Source organism: Micromonospora sp. WMMC250 (genome assembly GCF_027460215.1).
Taxonomy (GTDB): Bacteria; Actinomycetota; Actinomycetes; order Mycobacteriales; family Micromonosporaceae; genus Micromonospora; species Micromonospora taraxaci.
In genome coordinates this window covers 2,380,111-2,398,955 of record NZ_JAPZBJ010000002.1, presented here as the reverse complement: position 1 = coordinate 2,398,955, position 18,845 = coordinate 2,380,111, and the positions used below count along the sequence as shown (strand labels likewise).

The following is an 18,845-nucleotide window of genomic DNA, read 5'->3' as shown; positions in this document are numbered from 1 at the left end:
ACATCGCTGCCGGACTGCCTACCATCGATCGGATGCTGGCGGGGTCAGGTCTGTCCGGAGGCGTTCGTGGGCAGTGCTCGTTACGCTCATGCTCATGCAAACGTGCCGGCTTGTGGCGGCCGTTGCCTGCCTGGCCTTGCTGGTCGTATCGGGTTGCGGCCCCGAGCGGCCCACAACCGCAGCCGGCACCCCGACGACCTACACGTGTTGCGATGGCGAGGACGTGGATACGGTCTACCAGCCTGGCCAGGAAATGACGGTTCACTGGATCGTCAAGCCGGGGTCCGACCCCGCCGCGAAGCCGACAGAAGTCGAGCTGACTGCGCGTCTGACTGGCCCGTACGGGGATGTCAGCGAACTGAAGAGCGCTGCAGGGGGTACGACGGCGCCCGCTTCGGAAGAGGTGACGTTCGAGGCTCGGCCGGTGCGGCCGTCCGGTGCGGCGGGCGAACGACCGGCCAGCGTCATTCCCATCGCGGAGGACGCGCCTCCCGGTTTTTACAACCTGATCTTTGCCCTGCATGAAGGTGGTGGAGGCGTGAGCGGAGCGAGCGTCGTCCTGGTGGCCCCCAAAACCTGAGCCATCGGATACTCAGGGAGGGGCCGTTCTATCTGGACGGCGCGGTGCGCCACGGGACGCTACGTCCGTCCCTCCTGCCGTTGCGGACCGCCGCCGTGCCGATGATCCGCTCGTACCTGCGACGGGTGGTCGAGAACCGGTGCGATGGGATGTGCGTGGGATCACGACTCGTCGCCTTCTCGGTTAGGTTCTGGCGATGCCATCGAACGCAACCTCGGTCTTCGAGAAGCTGGAGCAGGATGTTGACGCCCTGCTGACGTTACACAGCGGTTCCGGATCCCCTGGCCGGCCGAAGGGGGACAACGGTCCGCTGCTGCGATCCGCGCTTGTTCTGCTCGTGACTGCTTGGGAGAACTACGTCGAGCAGGTCCTCAGCGAGGCGATCGACCACGTGATTCCAACGATCGCCGCTGATCCAGCCCTGTTGTCGCCCTTCTTGAGAGCGGCCGTAACTAACAAGGCCGAGAAGTCCGTCTGGGCTGTCATCGGCGACGGCTGGCTCGACGTCGCTCGGAACCGTCTGCGCTACGAGATTGGCACCTTCAACAACGCGGCCCCCCGCCAGGTGAACGATCTGGTCAAGAAGGTGCTGGGCATGGAGAATATCCTCGATGCGGTCAATTGGCAGCAGTACGACGCCGCAAAAGTCCAAGTCGAGCTGACCTCGCTCGTCAACGACATCAGAGGCGAGATCGTGCATCGAGGCACAACGCCCGGAGTTCTGCACCTGGACGGAGTCAGGTCGTGGCGAAGCTTCATGAACAACCTTGTGCGTTGCTTCGACGAAGCGTTGGCGGAAGCGGTTGCCATGCGATACGGATCCCGTCCCTGGTGAAGCCGCCAGTCGGCCATCCGACACTGAACGCAACTGGTTCACGCTGCTCGTGAGCGGTGGTTCGTTTCACTAGCCTAGGCGTCATGGCAGAACCCTCCGAGTACGAGCTGGCGGCGTGGCGTGACATTCAGCGGTTCAAGGGCCGACCGCTGTCGGCCGCGATGCGTAGCGCTGGCGAGGGCGTGTCCAACGGCGCCGCGGCACTCGGTAGGCGTGCGGCGGCTTACCTGGAGAATCATTCGGGAGCCCAAACAGCCGTGTCGCGGGGGCGCGGCGTCGTAGCCAAGAGTGCAGGCGTCATCGGCACCGGGGCCCGCAAGGCCGTCGGGGCCCTCCCGGTCAGCGCGGGTGACTGGAGCGGCAGCGCTCTGGGCTCGGCGCAGCGAATGGTGGCGAAGATTTCGCGAGCGGGGCTCTCGCCCAAGCGGGCGGTGGAGCTCTACCAGAAGCGCGGGCACGAGGTCACCAAGCTCTCCGACCTGCGGCGCCTTGACCTCGAGCAGATCCACGCGGTGCGCGGCCGCGCTTTGAGCTGGTACTACCCGGCTGCTGCCGCAGTGTCGGGGATGGGTGCGGGGCTGGTGATCTCGGGAGGCGAGTTGGCTACCGCGGTCTCCGGTGGCGCGGCGGCGGCGCCGTCGGGAGGTGCCATCGTCAGCGCTTTCGCGGGCGACGCCGCCGTCGTCATCGGACTCGCATCCCGCGCGGTTGGCCATGTCTCGCTGCTCTACGGCTACGATCCCGAAGAACCAGCCGAGAAGCTCTTCGTGCTGTCCGTCGTCAACGCCGGGACGGCCGTGTCCGCGGGCGCGAAGAACGCCGCCTTCGCTGACATCTCGCGCCTCACCCAGGCGCTCGTCCGCGGTAAGACGTGGAAAGTTCTGAACGAATCTGTTGTCGCCCGGATCGCCGGACGGTTCGCGGATGCGGTCGGCCGCACCCTCACCAAGAAGGGTCTTGGCAAGGTCGTGCCGCTAGCCGGAATCCTGGTCGGCGGCACCCTCAACTGGACCACGTTGGAGGGAATTGTCGATACCGCCGAGATGGCTTACCAACGTCGGTTCCTGCTGGAGAAGTACCCGCAGCTTCTGGATGAGGAACCAATCGAAGCCTTCATTGTTGAGGACATGGACGATCCTGACGACCGGTTCAGCGTGCTCGGCGAACTCGCCGTAGAGGGCGGACCCGACCTGCGCTGAGTCCCAGCGGGCCGTCCATGGCAGGAAGGTGACGAAGCCATCGGTGCCCGTGCGAACGAATGCGCTGGCCGTCACGGTCTGACCGCCCGCTCGACGCCAATGACGGCCCGCAGGCCATACTTCCGGACAGTGACAGCACCATGGGTCATCAGCCCGCCCAACCTCCGAGGCCAAGCCCAGCCTTCCTCATGGCCGAGACCGGTCGCATCCGTTCAGCGGCTACGTGAGCGTGTCCACCGCTGCGCGATCCCGCATCGCGCCGACACCGTCGGCTTTTGACGCCACCCGGCGAAGGATTGCCGTGAGTAGGTCAACCCCAACACCTGCGCCGCGGTACCCAACGCCCTCTGGTCACTCAAGGATGTCAGCATCGAAGCGCCCAACACCCCTTTCAACAGCCGACCACCGAGGCGATCCAACGATGATCATTTTTCGTTGGGTCGGCAGGATATTGTGAGTTCTCTCCCATAGAACCCCCCCATCACTGCACCACCTCGGGCTTGGCTCGCCACGGCAGGAGCCGCACCCGCCCACCCGCCACCTTGGCCGGTCGGCCGCGACACATCCTCCCTGGCACCCACGCCCACCCGCACCACCCCGGCGCCGCCGCGCCAGCCCTGCCATACAGGCAGCATCGCCTCGACGCGCTCGCGTCATCACGCTCGGGATTCCTACCCGCCGCAGCTTCCACCGGCGCCAGCCCTGCGATCCCCGCACCTCACCACTCTGTCCGCCGACGCTGTCGCCTGTCCGCGCGCACTCGCGCGATCGCACAGCGGCTGTGTCCCCGCACGCTGCCTGGAGGAGCCCATGCCCGCACATCCTGTGGTGCGCACCATCGTGGTCTGCCTGCCCACCAGCGCCACACCCCAGTCCATGCTCGACCTCGCGGCGACCCGCCTCGTTGCACAACAGCTCCGTCCCGCCGGCCCTGTTGGCCACTTCGCCGCCCATCACCGACTCACCCGACAACTGCTGCACCGCTACCAGGGCCACGCCGCCGGCGGCCCGGTCCGTCTCCTTGACCTGGCCGGCATGCGTGCCCGCGCCGCCACCAGTGCTGTCCGGCTGTGGCACCGATGGCGAGACGTCGTCGACGGCACACGCGACGCCCAACCGTTCTCGGTCTTTGCCGACCGTCACCGCGACGACCCGGCCCACTGGCCGCTCAGCCGGGCCCAACAGACCTACCTCGCCCAACCTCGGGTGCTCGCGATGACCACGTACAACGCCGCCTACCGGCAGCAACCGATTCCCACCTCGGACATCGAGGCCCTCCAGGCCGGCCTCAACACCTACCGCACCCTCGCGGCGCTCTCCGCCGTGCCCGGTGATGCCTTGGCCGCCGACGCCAACTGGCTCACGCCCAGATCGGGTCGGCTGACCGACCAGCTCGACTATCTGCACGCTGCCAACGACCACGTCGACCGGCTGCGCCCGAACGAGCAACTTGTCGCCATGGCCGCCTGGCCCCTCGCCTAGCAACCGTCCAGCCTGCGGCGCAACCTCCCGGGCCTGGCATCCCAGCAGAACCAACGACAAGCCGCAAGCGACTCGGACCGGTACAGCGACGGGAGACCCTCGCCCAGCCAATCGGTCCGGCTGACTTGCCAACCGCCCTACCTCCCGGCCGGATCAGGCACTCGCCTGACCGGCCGTTTTCGTGCCCAGGGGTCACCGACCCCACGACAGCAGAGGCGAAGAAAGATGACCATTACCGCAATGCGGCCGCCACTCGACATGCGCAAGTCGGCGCCCGCCCCGGCACAGCAGGCCACCTACCTGATGGTCGGTCCGTCCGGACGGCTGACCGTCCTGGAGGCCGCTGCTGATGGCGGCCGACGCATCACTACCGGCGCCGCCTTCCGAGTCCGGCTCGATGAATACACCGTGATGTGGCTCGAGGACGACCAGCAGGGCAACGGCGTCCCCAACTGGACGGCCACCCAGATGGCCCTCGAGACCACCGGCCGTCCATACCTCGGCCCGTGGGACGCGCCCTACCTGTGCGGACCGGTCATCTTCACGGGCGCCGGTCGTCACGCGGAGCCGATCGGGCTCACTGACCGGCAGTTCTCGCTGCTCGTTGACGCCCATGCCGCAACGGAGCTGTGGTGATGAGGTCGACGACGGCACTCTTCGACGAGTTCACTGCGCGTCGGTCCAGCGATCTCTCACCACGACCTGGCATCAGTCTGGCTGCCGACAGCCGCCTCGGCACCCCGGTCGGACGGGGGAGAGCATGAGGCGAAGCACCGTCGCGGACGCTGTCCGAGCATTCCAACGGATGCGCAGCGTCAACGCCGGAAGTCTGGTCGGGGTCGCTTTGGCGGACCGCTACCGCACCTCACCACCACTGAAGGTCGACGCACTGCCAACGGCGCAGGCCGCAGTGCTGCGCGCCTCAATCGACGCTCGGACCGATGGGGTCATCGACGAGAAAACCCCCGCCTACCTGGTCTACTCCGGCGATCTTCCGGTGGCCTGGTGCACGGTCCGCGCCACCGTCGTCACCCCTGATCTCGTACTCGACGGAACGTCGGCCCGGCATCAGCGGATGGCGGTGCAGGCCATGTCCAACCTTGCCCGATGGGTGCTCGTCGCGCTCGCCGATTCCAGGGCGGAGGTCGAGGCCGCGGTCGTCCAGTCGGTGATGAGCCAGGAGGGGGCGGTCCGTATCGCGCCTGCCGACGACTTGACCTCGTCCGCAGCCGTCCTTCTCGACGGCGACCTCGCCGCAGCCCAGGCGAGCATCGCGAAGGTGCTTCCGGTCAGGGCCGCAGCGGAGGTGGTGGTCATCGACGCGCACGGCTTTGGCCGGTACGGCCGCGACTCACACCGACTGCCGCTGCCGGTGCTGTGCGCGATGCGTCGGATCGCCTCAACCCATCAGCTGCCATTGGCTGCGGTCGGCGACTGGCTCGCGGCGAGTGGCGGCGTCGACGCGGACGTGCCCGCCGATGAACTGCCCGCGATTTTCACCGCCGACTTCGTCGGCCTCTTCCCGCACCGCTCGGACTACGCCGAGAGGCACCTGGTCGAGTGCGGCTGGGCCACGGCGCTGGAGCGTCTCGGAATGCCCCGGCGCTACATCGATCTCGCAGCCCTGGAGCGGGACCTGTTCGACAACGACGTTCATGCCGTCGCTACCACCGTTGCGACCGGCGGCCAGGCTATTGCCGTGTTCCGTCGTCCGGTCCTGGCCTGGCCTGAGACACCGACCTCCACCTCCATTCCTGCCCGTACGGCAGCACGGGCATCGACGAAGGGAAGGCACCCATGACCGAAGCGTTCTCCGGGGACATCGGCCGGCTCGGCGCCACGGCCGCCCAGGCCTGGCGGGAGGTCACCGGCGAGTCGATGCCCGATGACCTGCTGACCGCCTTCCTCGCTGCGGCCAGCAACCCCGCCAGCGACGGATCCGTCGCCGCTTGCGAGCACGACCACACCAACGGCGATGACCGCAGCGTCTGTCACGGCCGGTTGATCGAGGATCTGCTTCAGGCCCGAGCGCGGGCCAACCGCGCACGCCACGAGGCCGCCGAGCACCGCACCGGCCTGCGCCGGCTGCAACTCGGCGTACGCACAGCCGGGCTCGGCACTCTCGGCGAGAACCCCGACTTCGAGGAGAGCCTCAGCGAGGCGTTGGCCGACTGGGGCCTGCCGCCGATCCCCTCGGACCACGTGGTCACCCTTCGCGTGCCGATCACCATCTGCATCTCTGCGGTCGACGACGACGAGGCAGTCCGCTTGGCCGTCAGCGAACTCAGCGAGGAGTTGCCCCGGCTGCCCCGCCGGCCACTCTTCAGCGCAGACGAGGTGGAGGTCGTCTCCGTCACCAATGAGTGACCCCGATCGCTGTCCCCGACCAATCGAACGATCCGTCGCCGTCCCAACAGGGGCGGCGTTCTTTGTCTCAGCCAGAAAAGGTAACACGATCATGACCGACACCGTCGAGCTGCTCGACGCCCAGAACCCGGCAACCTCGGCTGCTGCAGATCCGGAGAGCGGACCGGCCGCCACCGACCTGATGATCCACACCGCCGTCGTCGAGGAGATGCTCGCTGCGGCCTGGCAAGCAACGAATGGATCTGACGACACACCGGCGTGGCTGAGCAGGGTCGCGACCCTCCTCGCCGCCGGCTACGGGCCGATGCCCGCCACGCCCACAGACGAGACGGCCCACCACCTACTCACCGCAGCAGTCGCTACCGCCAGGACGACTGCCGAGGCCGCCGCGGCTGAGGCCATCGCCAGGCAACACGCTCGCGACGAGTTCAGCAATGACGTACGCCGCAGGGCGGCCCGTGCCGTCAACAACCGTGAGATCTGCCTGTCGGGCACGAACTACGCCCTGGAACGGCTGGGGATCACCACCCTTCCCGTGGAATACAGCGTCGAGCTACTCGTCCCGGTCACCCTCCGGGTACGCGCGACCGACGAGGAAGACGCCTACGACCGCGCCGAGGACGAACTGCGCGCCAACCTGTGTGGCGGGGACCTGGACTTCGACGAGTACGACCTGCGCCGCGAAGGTGCCCAAGTCAGCGACGAGGACATCGACCTCGACGACCTCGACTGACAGCGGCGGCCGACATCCGGTCACGGGACTGCCCAATGCTCTCGCACCTGCAGCAGCGGCCGCAGGTGCGGGCACGCCGCGCGGCACCCTGAGCGGCGGCTCTTCTGAGCTGGCCTTCCTCAGGCGAGGCCCACCAAGGGCCGGTACCCACCCCAAAGGCCCGGGGGCGGGCCTCGCCTACGAGAGCGGCCCGCCCTCGGAGCTCCTCCATGAAGGAGCCCATCCATGTCTAAATCCGATGCGCGATCCACCGACAGAGGTGATCTGCTTCGCACGACCGCCACGATCACCATCGTCGCGATCCTCGCGACCGCGCCAGTTGCCTTCCTGGCGGCGCACGGCCATCTCGCGGTGGCGGTGCTCATTGCCGTCATCGCCATGCAGAGCTGGATTCCGGTTGGCATCATCGCGACGACCCGGCTCTTCCGGCAACGAAGGAGACTCGCTGCGGCCCATGCCCGCGAGGAAGAACTGGACCGTCGAGTTGCCGCTGGTGCCGCTCTTGAGGAGCAGCTGCGGCGAGAACTCCTGGCGGCCCAAACAGACCCGCTCACTGGACTACCCAACCGGACCCTCGCTGAGCGGGCCATCGCCGCCGCCAGCGCGGTGGCTGCACCGCTGACCATCGCCTTCGCCGACGCTGACGGCCTCCACGCAGTCAACGCCAACGGCGGACACGCCGCAGGCGACCAATACCTGAAGGCCATCGCCGTCCGCCTGCTCCACGCCGCCGCCTCCGTCAGCGCTGGGGCGCAGGTTGCTCGTACCGGAGGCGATGAATTCATGATCCTCGTGCCTCGCGCGGACGCCACGGCCCTGCGTGACGCGATCCGCGTGGCCCTCGTTAGACCAGCGATCGTCGCAGGACGGCGGATGCAACTTCGGGTCAGCGTCGGCGTCGCCCTTAGCGGCGGTGGTAACGCCCGGTACGCCTTAGCCCAGGCCGACGCTGCCATGTTCACCGCCAAGCGCGCGGGTAACCAGACGCTCATCTACAACGCCGACCGTGACGGCGTGCCGGAGGTCGACGGCACCCGACCTCGGGTGCGCCGCCGGGATGCCGAGCCCGACCGCGATACGACTGCCCGGGCGACCGACGGCACTGCCCCGACGACGAGGCTGGTCTGCTCCCTGGACGAGGTGACCACCATCGCGCACGCCCTCTGGCTCGCCTACGACCGGTGGGCGGCCGTGCTTCAGGCCGAGCCGAGCGATTCCGCGGCATCCACTGCACCGGTCGAGACGATCGACGTCACACCCACCGCCGAAGGACTCGGCCGTACGGGTGCTTTCGCGGAAGCAGAGATGGCCAAGTACGCGGAACTGGCTCGGCGCATATCAGCAGCCATCGACGCCGCCAGCGAGCACTCGTGAAGGGACAGAAGAGCCCGGCACTGCCGTGTCTCCGAGCGCCGAGGGAGCCGGCTCCGGAGCTGGATCGCCGCCCGCCCGTCAACGAACCGAACTACGGACCGTCCCGCTGCGGACGCAGGTGTCCGTGACCCCGACCTTCCCAGTCGCGTTTCGTCCGCAAGCGCGGCCAGCTGAGAGGAATTTGTTGATGCCCAAGCACGTCGCCCCCGAGACCAAGAGCGGCTTCCTGCGGCGTTGTCTGCGCCGTGGATTGCATCCCGCGGTCCACGTCCTTGCCCTGGTCAGCCTCCACGTCGTTGCCCTGGTCGTCATCTCCGCGACCGGTCTCGGCTCGCTCGGGGGCCACTGACACCGACCAGTTCGCGCAGGGCGACCGTGCCACTCGCGCCGATAGCCGTACAGGGGTGTCGCCGCCACACTCCCGCGACCGAGCGCCCTCGAAGGGCACCCGCTTCCGCAGGTTGAGCTCGCGCTGATTCGCCTGCCGCCTCTGACGAGGCTGCGCCCCTCGACCCAGACCTCCGCCGGCCGTACCCCCGGCGATCCCGAGATGACTGCGCCTGGGCGCGGCGAAGTGCCGCGCCCAGGCCCAACAACTCTCCCAAGGGAGGCATGGCCTGGCGACGCCAGCCCCGCATCCCCTGACCCGGAAGGAGACAGAAGCTGACATGAGCACCATCGACGACCCAAGAATCGCCCGCGCTGTCCTGGCCCGGCTGACCATTGTCGGTGACCGACTCGTCCACACGATGATTCACGATGAGGGCCCGGAAGCGGTCCTCCACCGGTTGATCGCCGGCCACCTGCCGCAGGCCGAGGCACGTTCCGCAGCTGCCGAACAGTTGGGTGCAACCGGTCTGCGGCAGGTCGTTACCAGGATCGTTGTCGACACCGAACGGATCGGTGCGCGGATCGTCATCCCGCAGGACGCAGAGTGGCCCACGGCGCTGGAGGACCTGAACCAGCACCGCGACGCCACAGACGACGATGTCCGGCTGCCCGCCCCACCGCCATGCCTGTGGGTTCGCGGCGCACAGCCCCTCGTAGAAACGCTGCACCGGTCTGTCGCGGTAATCGGAGCCCGCGCGGCCACCAGCTACGGGCAGCATGTCGCCGCAGAACTCGGCCACGGCCTCGCCGAGAACGGGTGGACCATCTTCAACACCGGTGGGTACGGCGTCGACGCCGCAGCGCTTCGCGGCGCACTGACGGCGGGACACCTGGCCGTCGCGATCAATCCCGCTGGAATCGACCGTCCGCACCCGCAGGGCAACTCAGCGCTGTTCGAGCGGCTCGCTCTCATCAGCGCCTGGCCGCCCGGCAGCGCACCGTACCGAAGCCGCGTCGCCGTCAACGGGGCCTATCTGGCGGCGATGTCCGGCGGTTGCGTGCTCGTGGAGGCCGCCCTCCGCAGCGGCGCCCGGACCGTTCTTGCGCAGGCCGATCTCCTCGGCCGACCTGTGATGGCGGTGCCTGGTCCGGTGACCTCCGCCCTTTCCGTCGGCTGTCACGAGGCACTGCGCGAGACGCCTCGGGTGCGTCTGGTCCGTGACGTCACCGACGTCGTCGGACACCTGGCCGAGCGACGCTCACCCGAGCGGACGACGACATGAACGCCTTCCCGGACTGGCTCGACCTGCTCGAGCTCGTCAGGGAAGCGGGCGAAAGCAATGCCAGGAACGGCACCCCGCTGCCCACCGACGACGAACTGTGGGCGGCCGCCCGACGTAATCAGAGGGTCGTGCTGCCGGAGCAAGTCGACAACGGCCTGCTCGCCGAACTACGCGACGCCTTCAACGACGGGCAGCAGCCCACCCGCTTCGACATGCAGGCCGTGGTCGTCGAGATCGCAAGGCACGGCCATCACGCACACATCGACCACTCGGGCGGCAATACCGCCACCATCTACGCCGGAAGCCAACACACCGACCAGAACGGGGATGTCCGCTGGGCCGTCACCGCCGGCCCCGGCTGGTTCGCAAAACCCGATCACCGGGAGCCGGTCGCCGACACGAGCGAGTTCCAGATCGGGCCGAGTGACGACACCTGGAGCATTGCTGTGCCCGACCACACCACCTCGGCGGAGGTCGCCACTCTGATTGTCGCGGCCATCGAGCAGGTCGCCGAAGGGCGCGGACGCCTCAACGATTTCCCATCCCTACCAGTGCACGTCCAGGGCCACGATCAGTCGGACGCTGCGAAGGAGGAGTCAGCGGGGGGTCACCTTCATGACTGACATCGTCTGCTCGCGATGCCAGACCCTCAGCAGACTGCGGCGTCACGGCCTGCCGTGGTGCGAAGCCTGCGAGACGTACCTCGTCATCGATGCCGAGTCGGGCACGTGGGTCAGCTTCGCCAATCATGAACATCGTCGGCGCGCGGCGGAGAACGAGCGGGACATCGCCCAGTCCGTCGACCTCGTCAACGAGCATCTGCCAGAGGCGCAACGGCTCGTTCCCGAAGGGTGGGCCGCCCGCCGCCATCAGACCGACGGTGCCCGGTGCGTCGTCGCCATCGATGCACCGGCTGTCAACGCCACCAGCTACCTGTCCCCACCCAACGGCAAATTCGGCTGGTACGTACGCGTCCACAACCGCATCACCGGGGTCGACTTCCCGCTCTACATCGACGGCGGGGCGCGCGCAGCCTCGTTCGACACGCTCGGGGCGGCAGTTGCCGCCGCCGTGGAAGCGCTCCGGGTAGAGAGCGCGAGGGAAATAGGGCGTCGCTGACGGCCTGAAACACCCGCAGCAGGTGCCGCGAGCCGAACGCCCAAGACCTACTGGGCGCCTCGCAAACCCCCCACTGGCTCAGCTGAATGTTGCCCCATTGCGCCATCGCACGACCTGGCGCTGCCACCCGGCCAGGGGCGGTGCTGGCCAGCACAACAATCCGACCTCGCAGCCCGGGATCGCCGCTCGCGGTCCCGGGCCGCTCGCGCTGAAAGGACCAACCTCGATGACTGACGACGCCACTGGCGGTAACGAGGACTACCCGTACATCCGTGCCTGGGGCCGCATGCGTGGCTCTGCCCCCGACTACCTGGCCTACCTGCTCGATCTGGCCCGGGCACAGAACGCGCCCGCCGACGCCGTGGAGTTCCGACACCGCGACGGTCACTGGGTCACCACCGGCGAGATCTGGGCCGCCGACAGCCGCCGCCACCTGGGTCTGGACCCGATTCCGCCGATCGCGCCGGACCTTGATCTGGTCGTCGCGGAGATCGGCAGAGCGATGCGCTGCTCACGCTGGATGACAGACCGCAACGGGCTTCGAGATGTTCAGCGCCTGGACATGAACCGACTCCGGATGACCTTCACCACCGGCTTCACCGGGGACCTGCACGTGGAGATCATCCCGCCTCGGCCGTGATTCCGCTCGCCGACGGCGGTGCGCGCGGGTGTGCGCACCTGGCTTCGTCCGGCGAGAAGGCAACCCTCTGCGCGCAGCCGTAGACGCGCACCTCCGTGCACACCCGGACCTGAACACACGCCCGCGCTCGGGCGCGTTCCCGGCGGAGCCATACGCGCACGCCAACACCTGACCGAACTCGATCAGGCCGCGCAATCCCATACCAGTCCACCCGCCATCGCGTGGTGGATCCGATTCGGAAGGAAACACGATGACCAGCCCCGACAACTCCATCCTGCCGGTGCGTTCGGCCGCAGAGATGCTCGCCGCCGTGCCGCACCTGGTCGGATTCCACCCGACGAACAGCATCGTCCTGATCGCGATCGCCGGGACGAAGGTCGCCCTTGTCACCCGGGGAGACCTGCCCGCTGGAGTGGCCGACATCGCCCAGGCATTGCCGGCCCTCGACCACGTTCACGCAACCCATGTGGTGATCGCCGCCTACGGGCCGGAAGATCTCGCGACGCCGGCGGTCGATGCTGCCCGTGCGGTACTCACCGTCGCCGGCCTGCAGGTGTACGACGCGCTACGCGTCACCGATGACCGGTACTGGTCCTACCTGTGCGACAACCCGACGTGCTGCTCACCCGAGGGCACGCCGTTCGACGCGGTCGCCAGCCCACTGTCGGTACGGGCTGCGGTATCCGGATCCAGCCCGTTCGCGGACCGCGCAAGCCTCGCGGCCTCCATCGCACCCGCGGGCGGTGCCCTCCGTGCCGCCATGACCGAAGCAACCGACCGTGCCCGCCGACGGCTGGCGGACCTACCGGCCAGTCTCAGCGCCGTCGAGGCCGAAGGACAGGCAGCGTTGACGGAGGCGGCCAACCGGTACCGGAGCGGTCAGCGGTGCACTGATGACGAGGTCGCCTGGCTCACCACGCTACTCAGCACCATCGCCGTTCGGGACCATGCCTGGCTGACCGCCAGCCGCGAGGAGTGGCACCTCGAACTGTGGCGGGACCTCACCCGGCGGGCCGACCCGGATCTGGTTGCGGCGCCAGCCAGTCTGCTGGCCTTCACCGCCTGGCTGCAGGGGAATGGTGCGCTGGCCGACATTGCGGCGCATCGCGCTCTGACGGCGGATCCGAGCTACGGGATGGCACTGCTCGTCCTCGACGGTCTCCGCGCGGGCATCCCCCCGTCCGTCCTTCAGGACTGGCAGACCTGGGCTGCCCAGCACACGGACCAACCATGATCCGCCGCGATCAGGAGGGGAGCAGTACCGTGATCAACCCACGCACTGACTCGGCCGCCGCCACCGTGATGCAGGAGAACCGTTGGGGCGCCGAGGAGATCCTCGACCTGCTGTATGCCGGTTTCCAGCACTCTTGCACCGTCGCCCCCGACGTGGACGCGGTCCGCGCCGCCGCCGACCTCGTCGCCCAACAGATGGCCCTCGTCCGGCAAGCCGACACCGATCTGATCGCCGCGCTTCGCGGCGCACTCACCCTGGCTGATCACGAGATCCGGGACAGCAGTGCGGCCATCGAGGAACGCTACCGGCAGTTCGTCGACCTGGTGCGGCGCTGGATCATCTTCGCGGTCAACACCGGAGCACTTACCGTTCCGGACGCAAACGAAGCCCTGCGCTACCTGACCATGCCCCCGCCGCTGCGGACCCACTTCGAAGCCACTGTTCACACCCCGCTCGCCATCGAGACCGACGCGGACAACAGCGACGAGGCCATAGCCGCTGCAGAACGCCTCCTCCGCGTCGAACTTCGCTGCCTACGGCACGCATCCGTCCACCCGACCAAACAGTGGCAGCTGCGGCTGCGCGCGCTCGACGACACGCCACCGACCAGCAACGTCAGCGGCGAGCGAGGTTCCCGCTATCGGATCGTCTTCGTGGTACCACTCGTCATCGAAGTCAAGGCCCTCGACCCACGAGTCGCCATCTCCGTCGCGGTCGACGTCGTAGCGAACGACCTGGACCGCCTTGAGGTCGCACGCGCCCACACCGACAAGATCCGCGAGGTCGACGTGGTGCCCGTCCACCACCGCGAGTACGACTTCGGCACCGACTGACGACCGCGTTCTCCACACCCGCACCCCGGGTGACGCACCACCAGGTGCGCCCCTGGGCGCCGGATCACACCGATGTGCGGTGCCGGCGCCCTGGAGGCGCCGGCACCGCCCTTCTGGAAGGCGCAAACCTGATGCGATTGAACACCCGAACGCGTGGCCAGCTCGTCACCATCGCGCCCTGCCTGCTTACCTCCGCGACCCCGGATCGACACGCCACCGGCCCAGCCTCGGACCGCTGGGAGGACAGCGGCCTCACGGTGGATGTCGTCGCTCGGACGACCGCCCGGCAGGCGTATGTCACGACACCCGACACTGCACGCAGCCTCGCCCGACCGACCCGTGACATCGGGGTCGCGCCGTCGCGACGACGGGCGGGTCGCTGATGGACATCCGACTCGTCCTCGTGGGCATCGCCGTCGCCATCGCCGTCACGGCAATCGACGTAGTACTTCGGCGAACCGCCCGCCCGGTCGGACCGGGACGGTCCCTGACTGACCTCGTCATCACCACTGCAGCCACCCTGACCACCCTCGGACTGGCGGGTGTCGCCGGTGCGGTCAGCTACGACCACCTCCGCGAACTTGCCGAATCGCGCGGTGAGCAGGGCTGGAAGGCACACGCCTTCCCGCTGACAGTCGATGGCATCGAGGTCGTCGCCACCTTGGCGATCCTCGCCGATCGACGGGCCGGCCGCCCCTCGGGCGCGTTTCCGTGGATCGCCCTCGCTGCCGGCGGTGTCGTCAGCCTGGGCGCGAACATCCTCATCGCTGAGGACGACGTCATCGCCCGGATCATCGCCGGCTGGCCCGCGGTCGCGCTCATCGCCGCGATCAAAATGCTGTCGCGGATGCTCGAACACCCCACCGCCAACCCGATGCAGCGTGATGAGAAACCTGAGCCGCAGGCGAGCGGCCAGCGACACCACACCGAGCCGGAGATCGCCGGGCGAGCGCCGGACGACGACAACCGGCCGGACGACGTTTCGCGACACGATCCCGACGTGTCGCGGGATGACCCTGACATGTCGCGGCACGACGGCGATGACCTCGCGCCCGGCGAAGACCTCGAACAGCCGTGGCCGGTCGACCTGATCCGCCGCATCCCCGTGAATGCCGACCGCTACCGTCGCTGGCAGGCCGTCTGGGCGGACATGAAGGACGGCGAGACCGACCTTCGTGCCCTCGCGCAGCGACACAACTTCGATGTGCGCTCCGTCCAGGCGATCCGGCGTGCCGGCCAGGTCGGCATGCTCGACCACCCGCTTCCAACCGCCCGCCGGTTGGCCGAGCTGGCCTCCCACGGGAGCCACGACAGCTTGACCGAAGTGCCGGCGGCACCCTCGACTCCTGAGTCTCAATGAGCGCTGGCTCCGCATGACGGTCCCGGCCGGTACCCCTCTGTCCCGGTGGTGGGTCGTCTGTCCCACTTCTGCAGGGGGCAGAGGGGGCCGGCACGAGGCCACACCTTGGACGGACTCATTGTTCGAGGTCGAAGGGGGACCCGTCTGGTCCTCGTGCCCATGGAATCCCGCCGGAGCCTGATCAGCCGATTCAATCCTGCTCAGCCTGCCCCGGGATCCGCGTCCGGCCTGTCCTCTCGCTGTCGATACCCGCCCACCCGAACCCGATTTGCACCTCCCGGTGCCGTAAATGCGGCCCTTTTTCCGTTTGTAGACCTGCTCGTCGCAGCGCCAGACCCCCTTCGACTCGCCGGACGCGCCGGGATCAGCTCCTTGGCGCCGCTGGGGAGTGCTCACCAGTGGAGGAAACATGACCATCAAGCCACGTCTCAGCAACACCAATCGACCTGAATGCTGGAGCCGGCGGTGAGTCCTCGAATGCTCGCTACCCTGCTCGCTGCCGTCGTCACGGTGGTATTCGTCTGTCTCGCGGGCACCGGCCTTCTGCTGGGAGGCTCCGCTGCCGGCTGCGGCTCGGGTGCGACACTCGGTCGATCGCTTGCCCCAGCGCCGCCGGGTGGGTGGCCAGCTGTCGGCCGGTGGGATCGCAATCAGGTAACCAACGCCGTCGTTATCGCCGCAGCTGGAGCCAGCAAGGGCGTGCCCACTCGGGGGTGGGTGATCGCCGTCGCCACCGCTATGCAGGAATCGACGCTAAGAAACCTTCCCCGCGGCGACCGGGATTCCGTCGGACTGTTCCAGCAACGACCCAGCCAAGGATGGGGAACCGTCGCGCAACTCCTAGACCCGACATACGCCGCCGCTAGGTTCTACGCCAAGTTGTTGACGATCCCCGGCTGGCAGACCATGCCGCTTACCGAGGCAGCCCAACGTGTGCAAGTCAGCGCCTATCCCGACGCGTACTCCAAGTGGGAGCCGGAAGCCACTCAACTCGTCGGCACGATCACCAGCGGCGAGAGTTCACGGCCAACTGGGCGCCTGGCCAGCTGCGGCGGTGCCAGTGGGCCCTGGACCCAGCCAGTCCTCGCGCCTGTCGGCTCGGGCTTCCGAACCGCAACCCGGCCCGGTCATGACGGCGTAGACCTCAGCGCCCCACGCGGCACCGTGATCCGAGCCGCATCCGCCGGCATCGTCAGCCGGGTTCGCTGCAACGCCATCGACAACCGCGACGGCAGCAACTGGGGCTGCGATCGTGACGGGGACCCGAATCTCACCAGCGGCTGCGGCTGGTACGTAGACATCGGTCACGACGGCGGGATCATCACCCGGTACTGCCATATGAACGAACCACCGCGGGTCGAGGTCGGCGACCGCGTCGAGGTCGGCCAGCCCATCGGTGTCGTCGGCTCGACCGGTCATTCGTCTGGGCCGCACCTCCACTTCGAGGTGCACGTCAACGGTGATGCGAGCGCAGAGGCGGCCATAGATCCGGTTCCATTCATGATCAACCTAGGCGCCCCGTTGGGATAGCTCAGTCTTTTCTGCAGCGCCTCGGACTGAAACTGACCACAGAACAGTGTGAGCCGCTGGCAAGGAGCCTCCCCGCCGATCCTCGATGGGAGGCACCTGCCATGCGGGCCGTCGGCTCGAGCGGTAGCGCGACCGTTACAGCTGCGAAACCACTGTCAAGGACTGATGAGTTGCACGACGTCCATGTGATCGCGGCCGACGCCGGTGAGTCCGGGCGCGACGATGCCAGGGCAGGCGCTAGCTCCGTCCTGATATGACAGCTGCTTGCCAGTAGCTGCATCCAGGGTCGCGAACTGATCGTTTACCACGATCAGGATCTGGCGAGCCGTAAGGAGGCAGGTTGACAGGCCGGGTGTCTTCTGCGACCAGACAACCTTGCCAGTACTTACATCGACGGCCATGTACTCGACGCCGTCGCCTTCTGCACCGAACCGAGCTCGGGCGACTAGGACGATTGACGAGTTGATCGCATGGATGGAGTCGGTGAAATCCTCCGGAGTCTTGATGGTCCACAGCGGCTGAGCGGATGGGAGCCGGTATGCCTTGATCGCGTCCGGCACCCCATAGGATGCATTTCCCACGAGGCTAACGATGGTCGTACCGTCGGGCGTCGACAACGTGCGCTGCCCCGATGAACTGGCGTACGACACACCAGTACTTGCCATGCTTCCGGTTCGGGCGAGGTCAAGCAGGCCGACCTCGGAGTCCCCGGCCTTGAAAGTGCCGAGTATTTTCCACTCACCCGGGATGGTTATGTTGACGGTGTTCGGCTTACGGTGGTAGACCGTCTTGTCGGTTCCCACAGTGACGTAGTTGCCGATCGTGCCAAGCAAGTCGTCGCGTGGGTACAGCTGACCATTGCGGAGGTCGATGGCGAAGCTTTGGGGCGACCACAGCATGACGCCCCAACTGCCGTCCAGAGTGGTCGAGACGCCCTGCAGGTTTCCGTCGTACGCCTGGCATGAAAGCGACTTCGGCGACGGTTCCACCGGGGTGGCAGACCATACCTGCTCGCCCGACTTTGCGTCCCAGGCGTTCATTTCGAGAGAGTGGGTCTCCTGGGTGATTCCGGCGGCAGGAACCGTCTTGATGAGCAGGGTAATGATCAGCCGGCGGCCGTGGGTGATGACATCGGCAGCGCCGCATTCGCCGGTGAAGGAGCCTGGGGAGAGCTTGCCCATCGGTGTGCCGTCTACATCGTGCGCCTGAAGCGTCGACACGTCGTTGCCGCCCTGGAGCACACTGCTGACGACGTCGAATCCGCGCCCCTGCACGTTCGCGATCACGTTCAGCCGGCCAGGCCCGTCCACGCGGGCCAACACGGTCCCAGGCGGCGGCGCTGCAGCCGACGGCGCGGGCAGCGACGTACTGGTAGCCGGCGCAGGCGCACCGGAGGTGGCAGCGTTTCCCGTGATCGCGGGAGGTTCGGGCTCGGCCGCCGGTGAGTCGCCACAGCTGGCCAGTGCAAGAGCAATGGTGAGGACTGCAGCCCGTAACGAGACTCTTGACAGCAAGCGCGCTGCCGGACCCGTACGGGCACCCGTTGCTAACGCATCCATTGGCGTCCTCCTTGATCAGGGGGTGGAAAGCATCCGTTCGGCTTCACGGACCGATCGGCCCGTCGTGCAGTGATCGCCAATCGGGTCGGGCAGATCAGACGCGCCGCCGCAACCACCGGCGAACTATGCCCGCAGTGGCGAGCAGAAGCGCCAAGAAGATCACGGCACGCCAAGTGTCGCTTGCAGTGTTCTCGCCCGTGTAAGTCAGCATCCCAAAGAAGAAGTACACGATGTCGGCCACTAGGATCACGAGGAGCGCCTTCGTGTCCATGCTGGAGCGCAGCTTTCCCGGCGCCGTGTTAATGATCTGGGGCCCGGTGCCCTGATTGGCATACACGGTCCCACGTCGCCGGGGCGAATTCTTCTGCACGTATCTCGTTTGACCCT

20 protein-coding genes are annotated in these 18,845 nt (G+C 67.6%); 18 read left to right on the top strand and 2 right to left on the bottom strand.

Translation table 11 applies throughout. The features are described 5' to 3' along the window. Window positions 1–94: 94 nt before the first annotated feature. From O3438_RS10340 to O3438_RS10255, 18 genes are all read left to right on the top strand, one after another. On the top strand, window positions 95–580 hold the full coding sequence (locus O3438_RS10340) for a hypothetical protein (protein ID WP_269679765.1): 486 nt from the start codon (window positions 95–97) through the stop codon (window positions 578–580). A 196-nt stretch (window positions 581–776) separates the two neighbouring features. Further along, window positions 777–1,415, top strand: a complete 639-nt coding sequence (locus O3438_RS10335; RefSeq protein WP_269679764.1) for a HEPN domain-containing protein — start codon at window positions 777–779, stop codon at window positions 1,413–1,415. 83 nt (window positions 1,416–1,498) lie between these two features. Further along, window positions 1,499–2,614, top strand: a complete 1,116-nt coding sequence (locus O3438_RS10330) for an EcsC family protein (protein WP_269679763.1) — start codon at window positions 1,499–1,501, stop codon at window positions 2,612–2,614. A gap of 810 nt (window positions 2,615–3,424) precedes the next feature. Further along, window positions 3,425–4,096 carry a hypothetical protein gene (locus tag O3438_RS10325; protein WP_269679762.1) on the top strand — a complete coding sequence of 224 codons (672 nt, stop codon included), beginning with the start codon at window positions 3,425–3,427 and terminating at the stop codon, window positions 4,094–4,096. Between the two features lie 240 nt (window positions 4,097–4,336). Beyond that, a complete protein-coding gene (locus O3438_RS10320) occupies window positions 4,337–4,732 on the top strand; it encodes a hypothetical protein (protein ID WP_269679761.1) in 396 nt (131 codons plus the stop codon). Window positions 4,733–4,901: 169 nt separating this feature from the next. After that, the gene (locus tag O3438_RS10315; protein ID WP_269679760.1) at window positions 4,902–5,897 is read left to right on the top strand and encodes a hypothetical protein; all 996 of its coding nucleotides are present in this window, start codon (window positions 4,902–4,904) and stop codon (window positions 5,895–5,897) included. After that, window positions 5,894–6,463, top strand: a complete 570-nt coding sequence (locus O3438_RS10310) for a hypothetical protein (protein WP_269679759.1) — start codon at window positions 5,894–5,896, stop codon at window positions 6,461–6,463. Before O3438_RS10315 ends, O3438_RS10310 begins: the two co-directional genes overlap by 4 nt. 91 nt (window positions 6,464–6,554) lie before the next feature. Further along, window positions 6,555–7,196 (top strand): hypothetical protein, encoded by a 642-nt coding sequence (locus tag O3438_RS10305; protein ID WP_269679758.1) that lies wholly within the window; start codon window positions 6,555–6,557, stop codon window positions 7,194–7,196. Between the two features lie 225 nt (window positions 7,197–7,421). After that, on the top strand, window positions 7,422–8,570 hold the full coding sequence (locus tag O3438_RS10300) for a GGDEF domain-containing protein (protein WP_269679757.1): 1,149 nt from the start codon (window positions 7,422–7,424) through the stop codon (window positions 8,568–8,570). Between the two features lie 187 nt (window positions 8,571–8,757). Next, complete coding sequence (locus O3438_RS10295; RefSeq protein WP_167944793.1) at window positions 8,758–8,919, top strand: hypothetical protein; 162 nt, start codon at window positions 8,758–8,760, stop codon at window positions 8,917–8,919. A 319-nt stretch (window positions 8,920–9,238) separates the two neighbouring features. Then, entirely contained in the window at window positions 9,239–10,183 is a 945-nt protein-coding gene (locus O3438_RS10290) for a DNA-processing protein DprA (RefSeq protein WP_269679756.1), read from the top strand. Beyond that, the gene (locus tag O3438_RS10285) at window positions 10,180–10,806 is read left to right on the top strand and encodes a hypothetical protein (protein ID WP_269679755.1); all 627 of its coding nucleotides are present in this window, start codon (window positions 10,180–10,182) and stop codon (window positions 10,804–10,806) included. The genes O3438_RS10290 and O3438_RS10285 overlap by 4 nt, the downstream gene beginning before the upstream one ends. Beyond that, a complete protein-coding gene (locus tag O3438_RS10280; protein ID WP_269679754.1) occupies window positions 10,799–11,302 on the top strand; it encodes a hypothetical protein in 504 nt (167 codons plus the stop codon). The genes O3438_RS10285 and O3438_RS10280 overlap by 8 nt, the downstream gene beginning before the upstream one ends. A 226-nt stretch (window positions 11,303–11,528) precedes the next feature. Then, window positions 11,529–11,942, top strand: a complete 414-nt coding sequence (locus O3438_RS10275; protein WP_269679753.1) for a hypothetical protein — start codon at window positions 11,529–11,531, stop codon at window positions 11,940–11,942. 250 nt (window positions 11,943–12,192) lie between these two features. Beyond that, the gene (locus O3438_RS10270) at window positions 12,193–13,176 is read left to right on the top strand and encodes a DUF4192 domain-containing protein (protein ID WP_269679752.1); all 984 of its coding nucleotides are present in this window, start codon (window positions 12,193–12,195) and stop codon (window positions 13,174–13,176) included. Between the two features lie 29 nt (window positions 13,177–13,205). Next, window positions 13,206–14,009: a hypothetical protein gene (locus tag O3438_RS10265; RefSeq protein ID WP_269679751.1), complete on the top strand. Its 804-nt coding sequence runs from the start codon at window positions 13,206–13,208 to the stop codon at window positions 14,007–14,009. 382 nt (window positions 14,010–14,391) lie between these two features. Then, window positions 14,392–15,369, top strand: a complete 978-nt coding sequence (locus O3438_RS10260) for a DUF2637 domain-containing protein (protein WP_269679750.1) — start codon at window positions 14,392–14,394, stop codon at window positions 15,367–15,369. A 465-nt stretch (window positions 15,370–15,834) separates the two neighbouring features. Continuing rightward, complete coding sequence (locus O3438_RS10255) at window positions 15,835–16,899, top strand: M23 family metallopeptidase (RefSeq protein ID WP_269683612.1); 1,065 nt, start codon at window positions 15,835–15,837, stop codon at window positions 16,897–16,899. Between the two features lie 155 nt (window positions 16,900–17,054). Here O3438_RS10255 and O3438_RS10250 read toward each other — a convergent pair whose 3' ends face one another. Together O3438_RS10250 and O3438_RS10245 are read right to left on the bottom strand one after the other, a co-directional pair. Continuing rightward, window positions 17,055–18,221 carry an outer membrane protein assembly factor BamB family protein gene (locus tag O3438_RS10250; RefSeq protein WP_269679749.1) on the bottom strand — a complete coding sequence of 389 codons (1,167 nt, stop codon included), beginning with the start codon at window positions 18,219–18,221 and terminating at the stop codon, window positions 17,055–17,057. Window positions 18,222–18,552: 331 nt separating this feature from the next. Then, the gene (locus O3438_RS10245; RefSeq protein ID WP_269679748.1) at window positions 18,553–18,795 is read right to left on the bottom strand and encodes a hypothetical protein; all 243 of its coding nucleotides are present in this window, start codon (window positions 18,793–18,795) and stop codon (window positions 18,553–18,555) included. Window positions 18,796–18,845 lie beyond the last annotated feature (50 nt).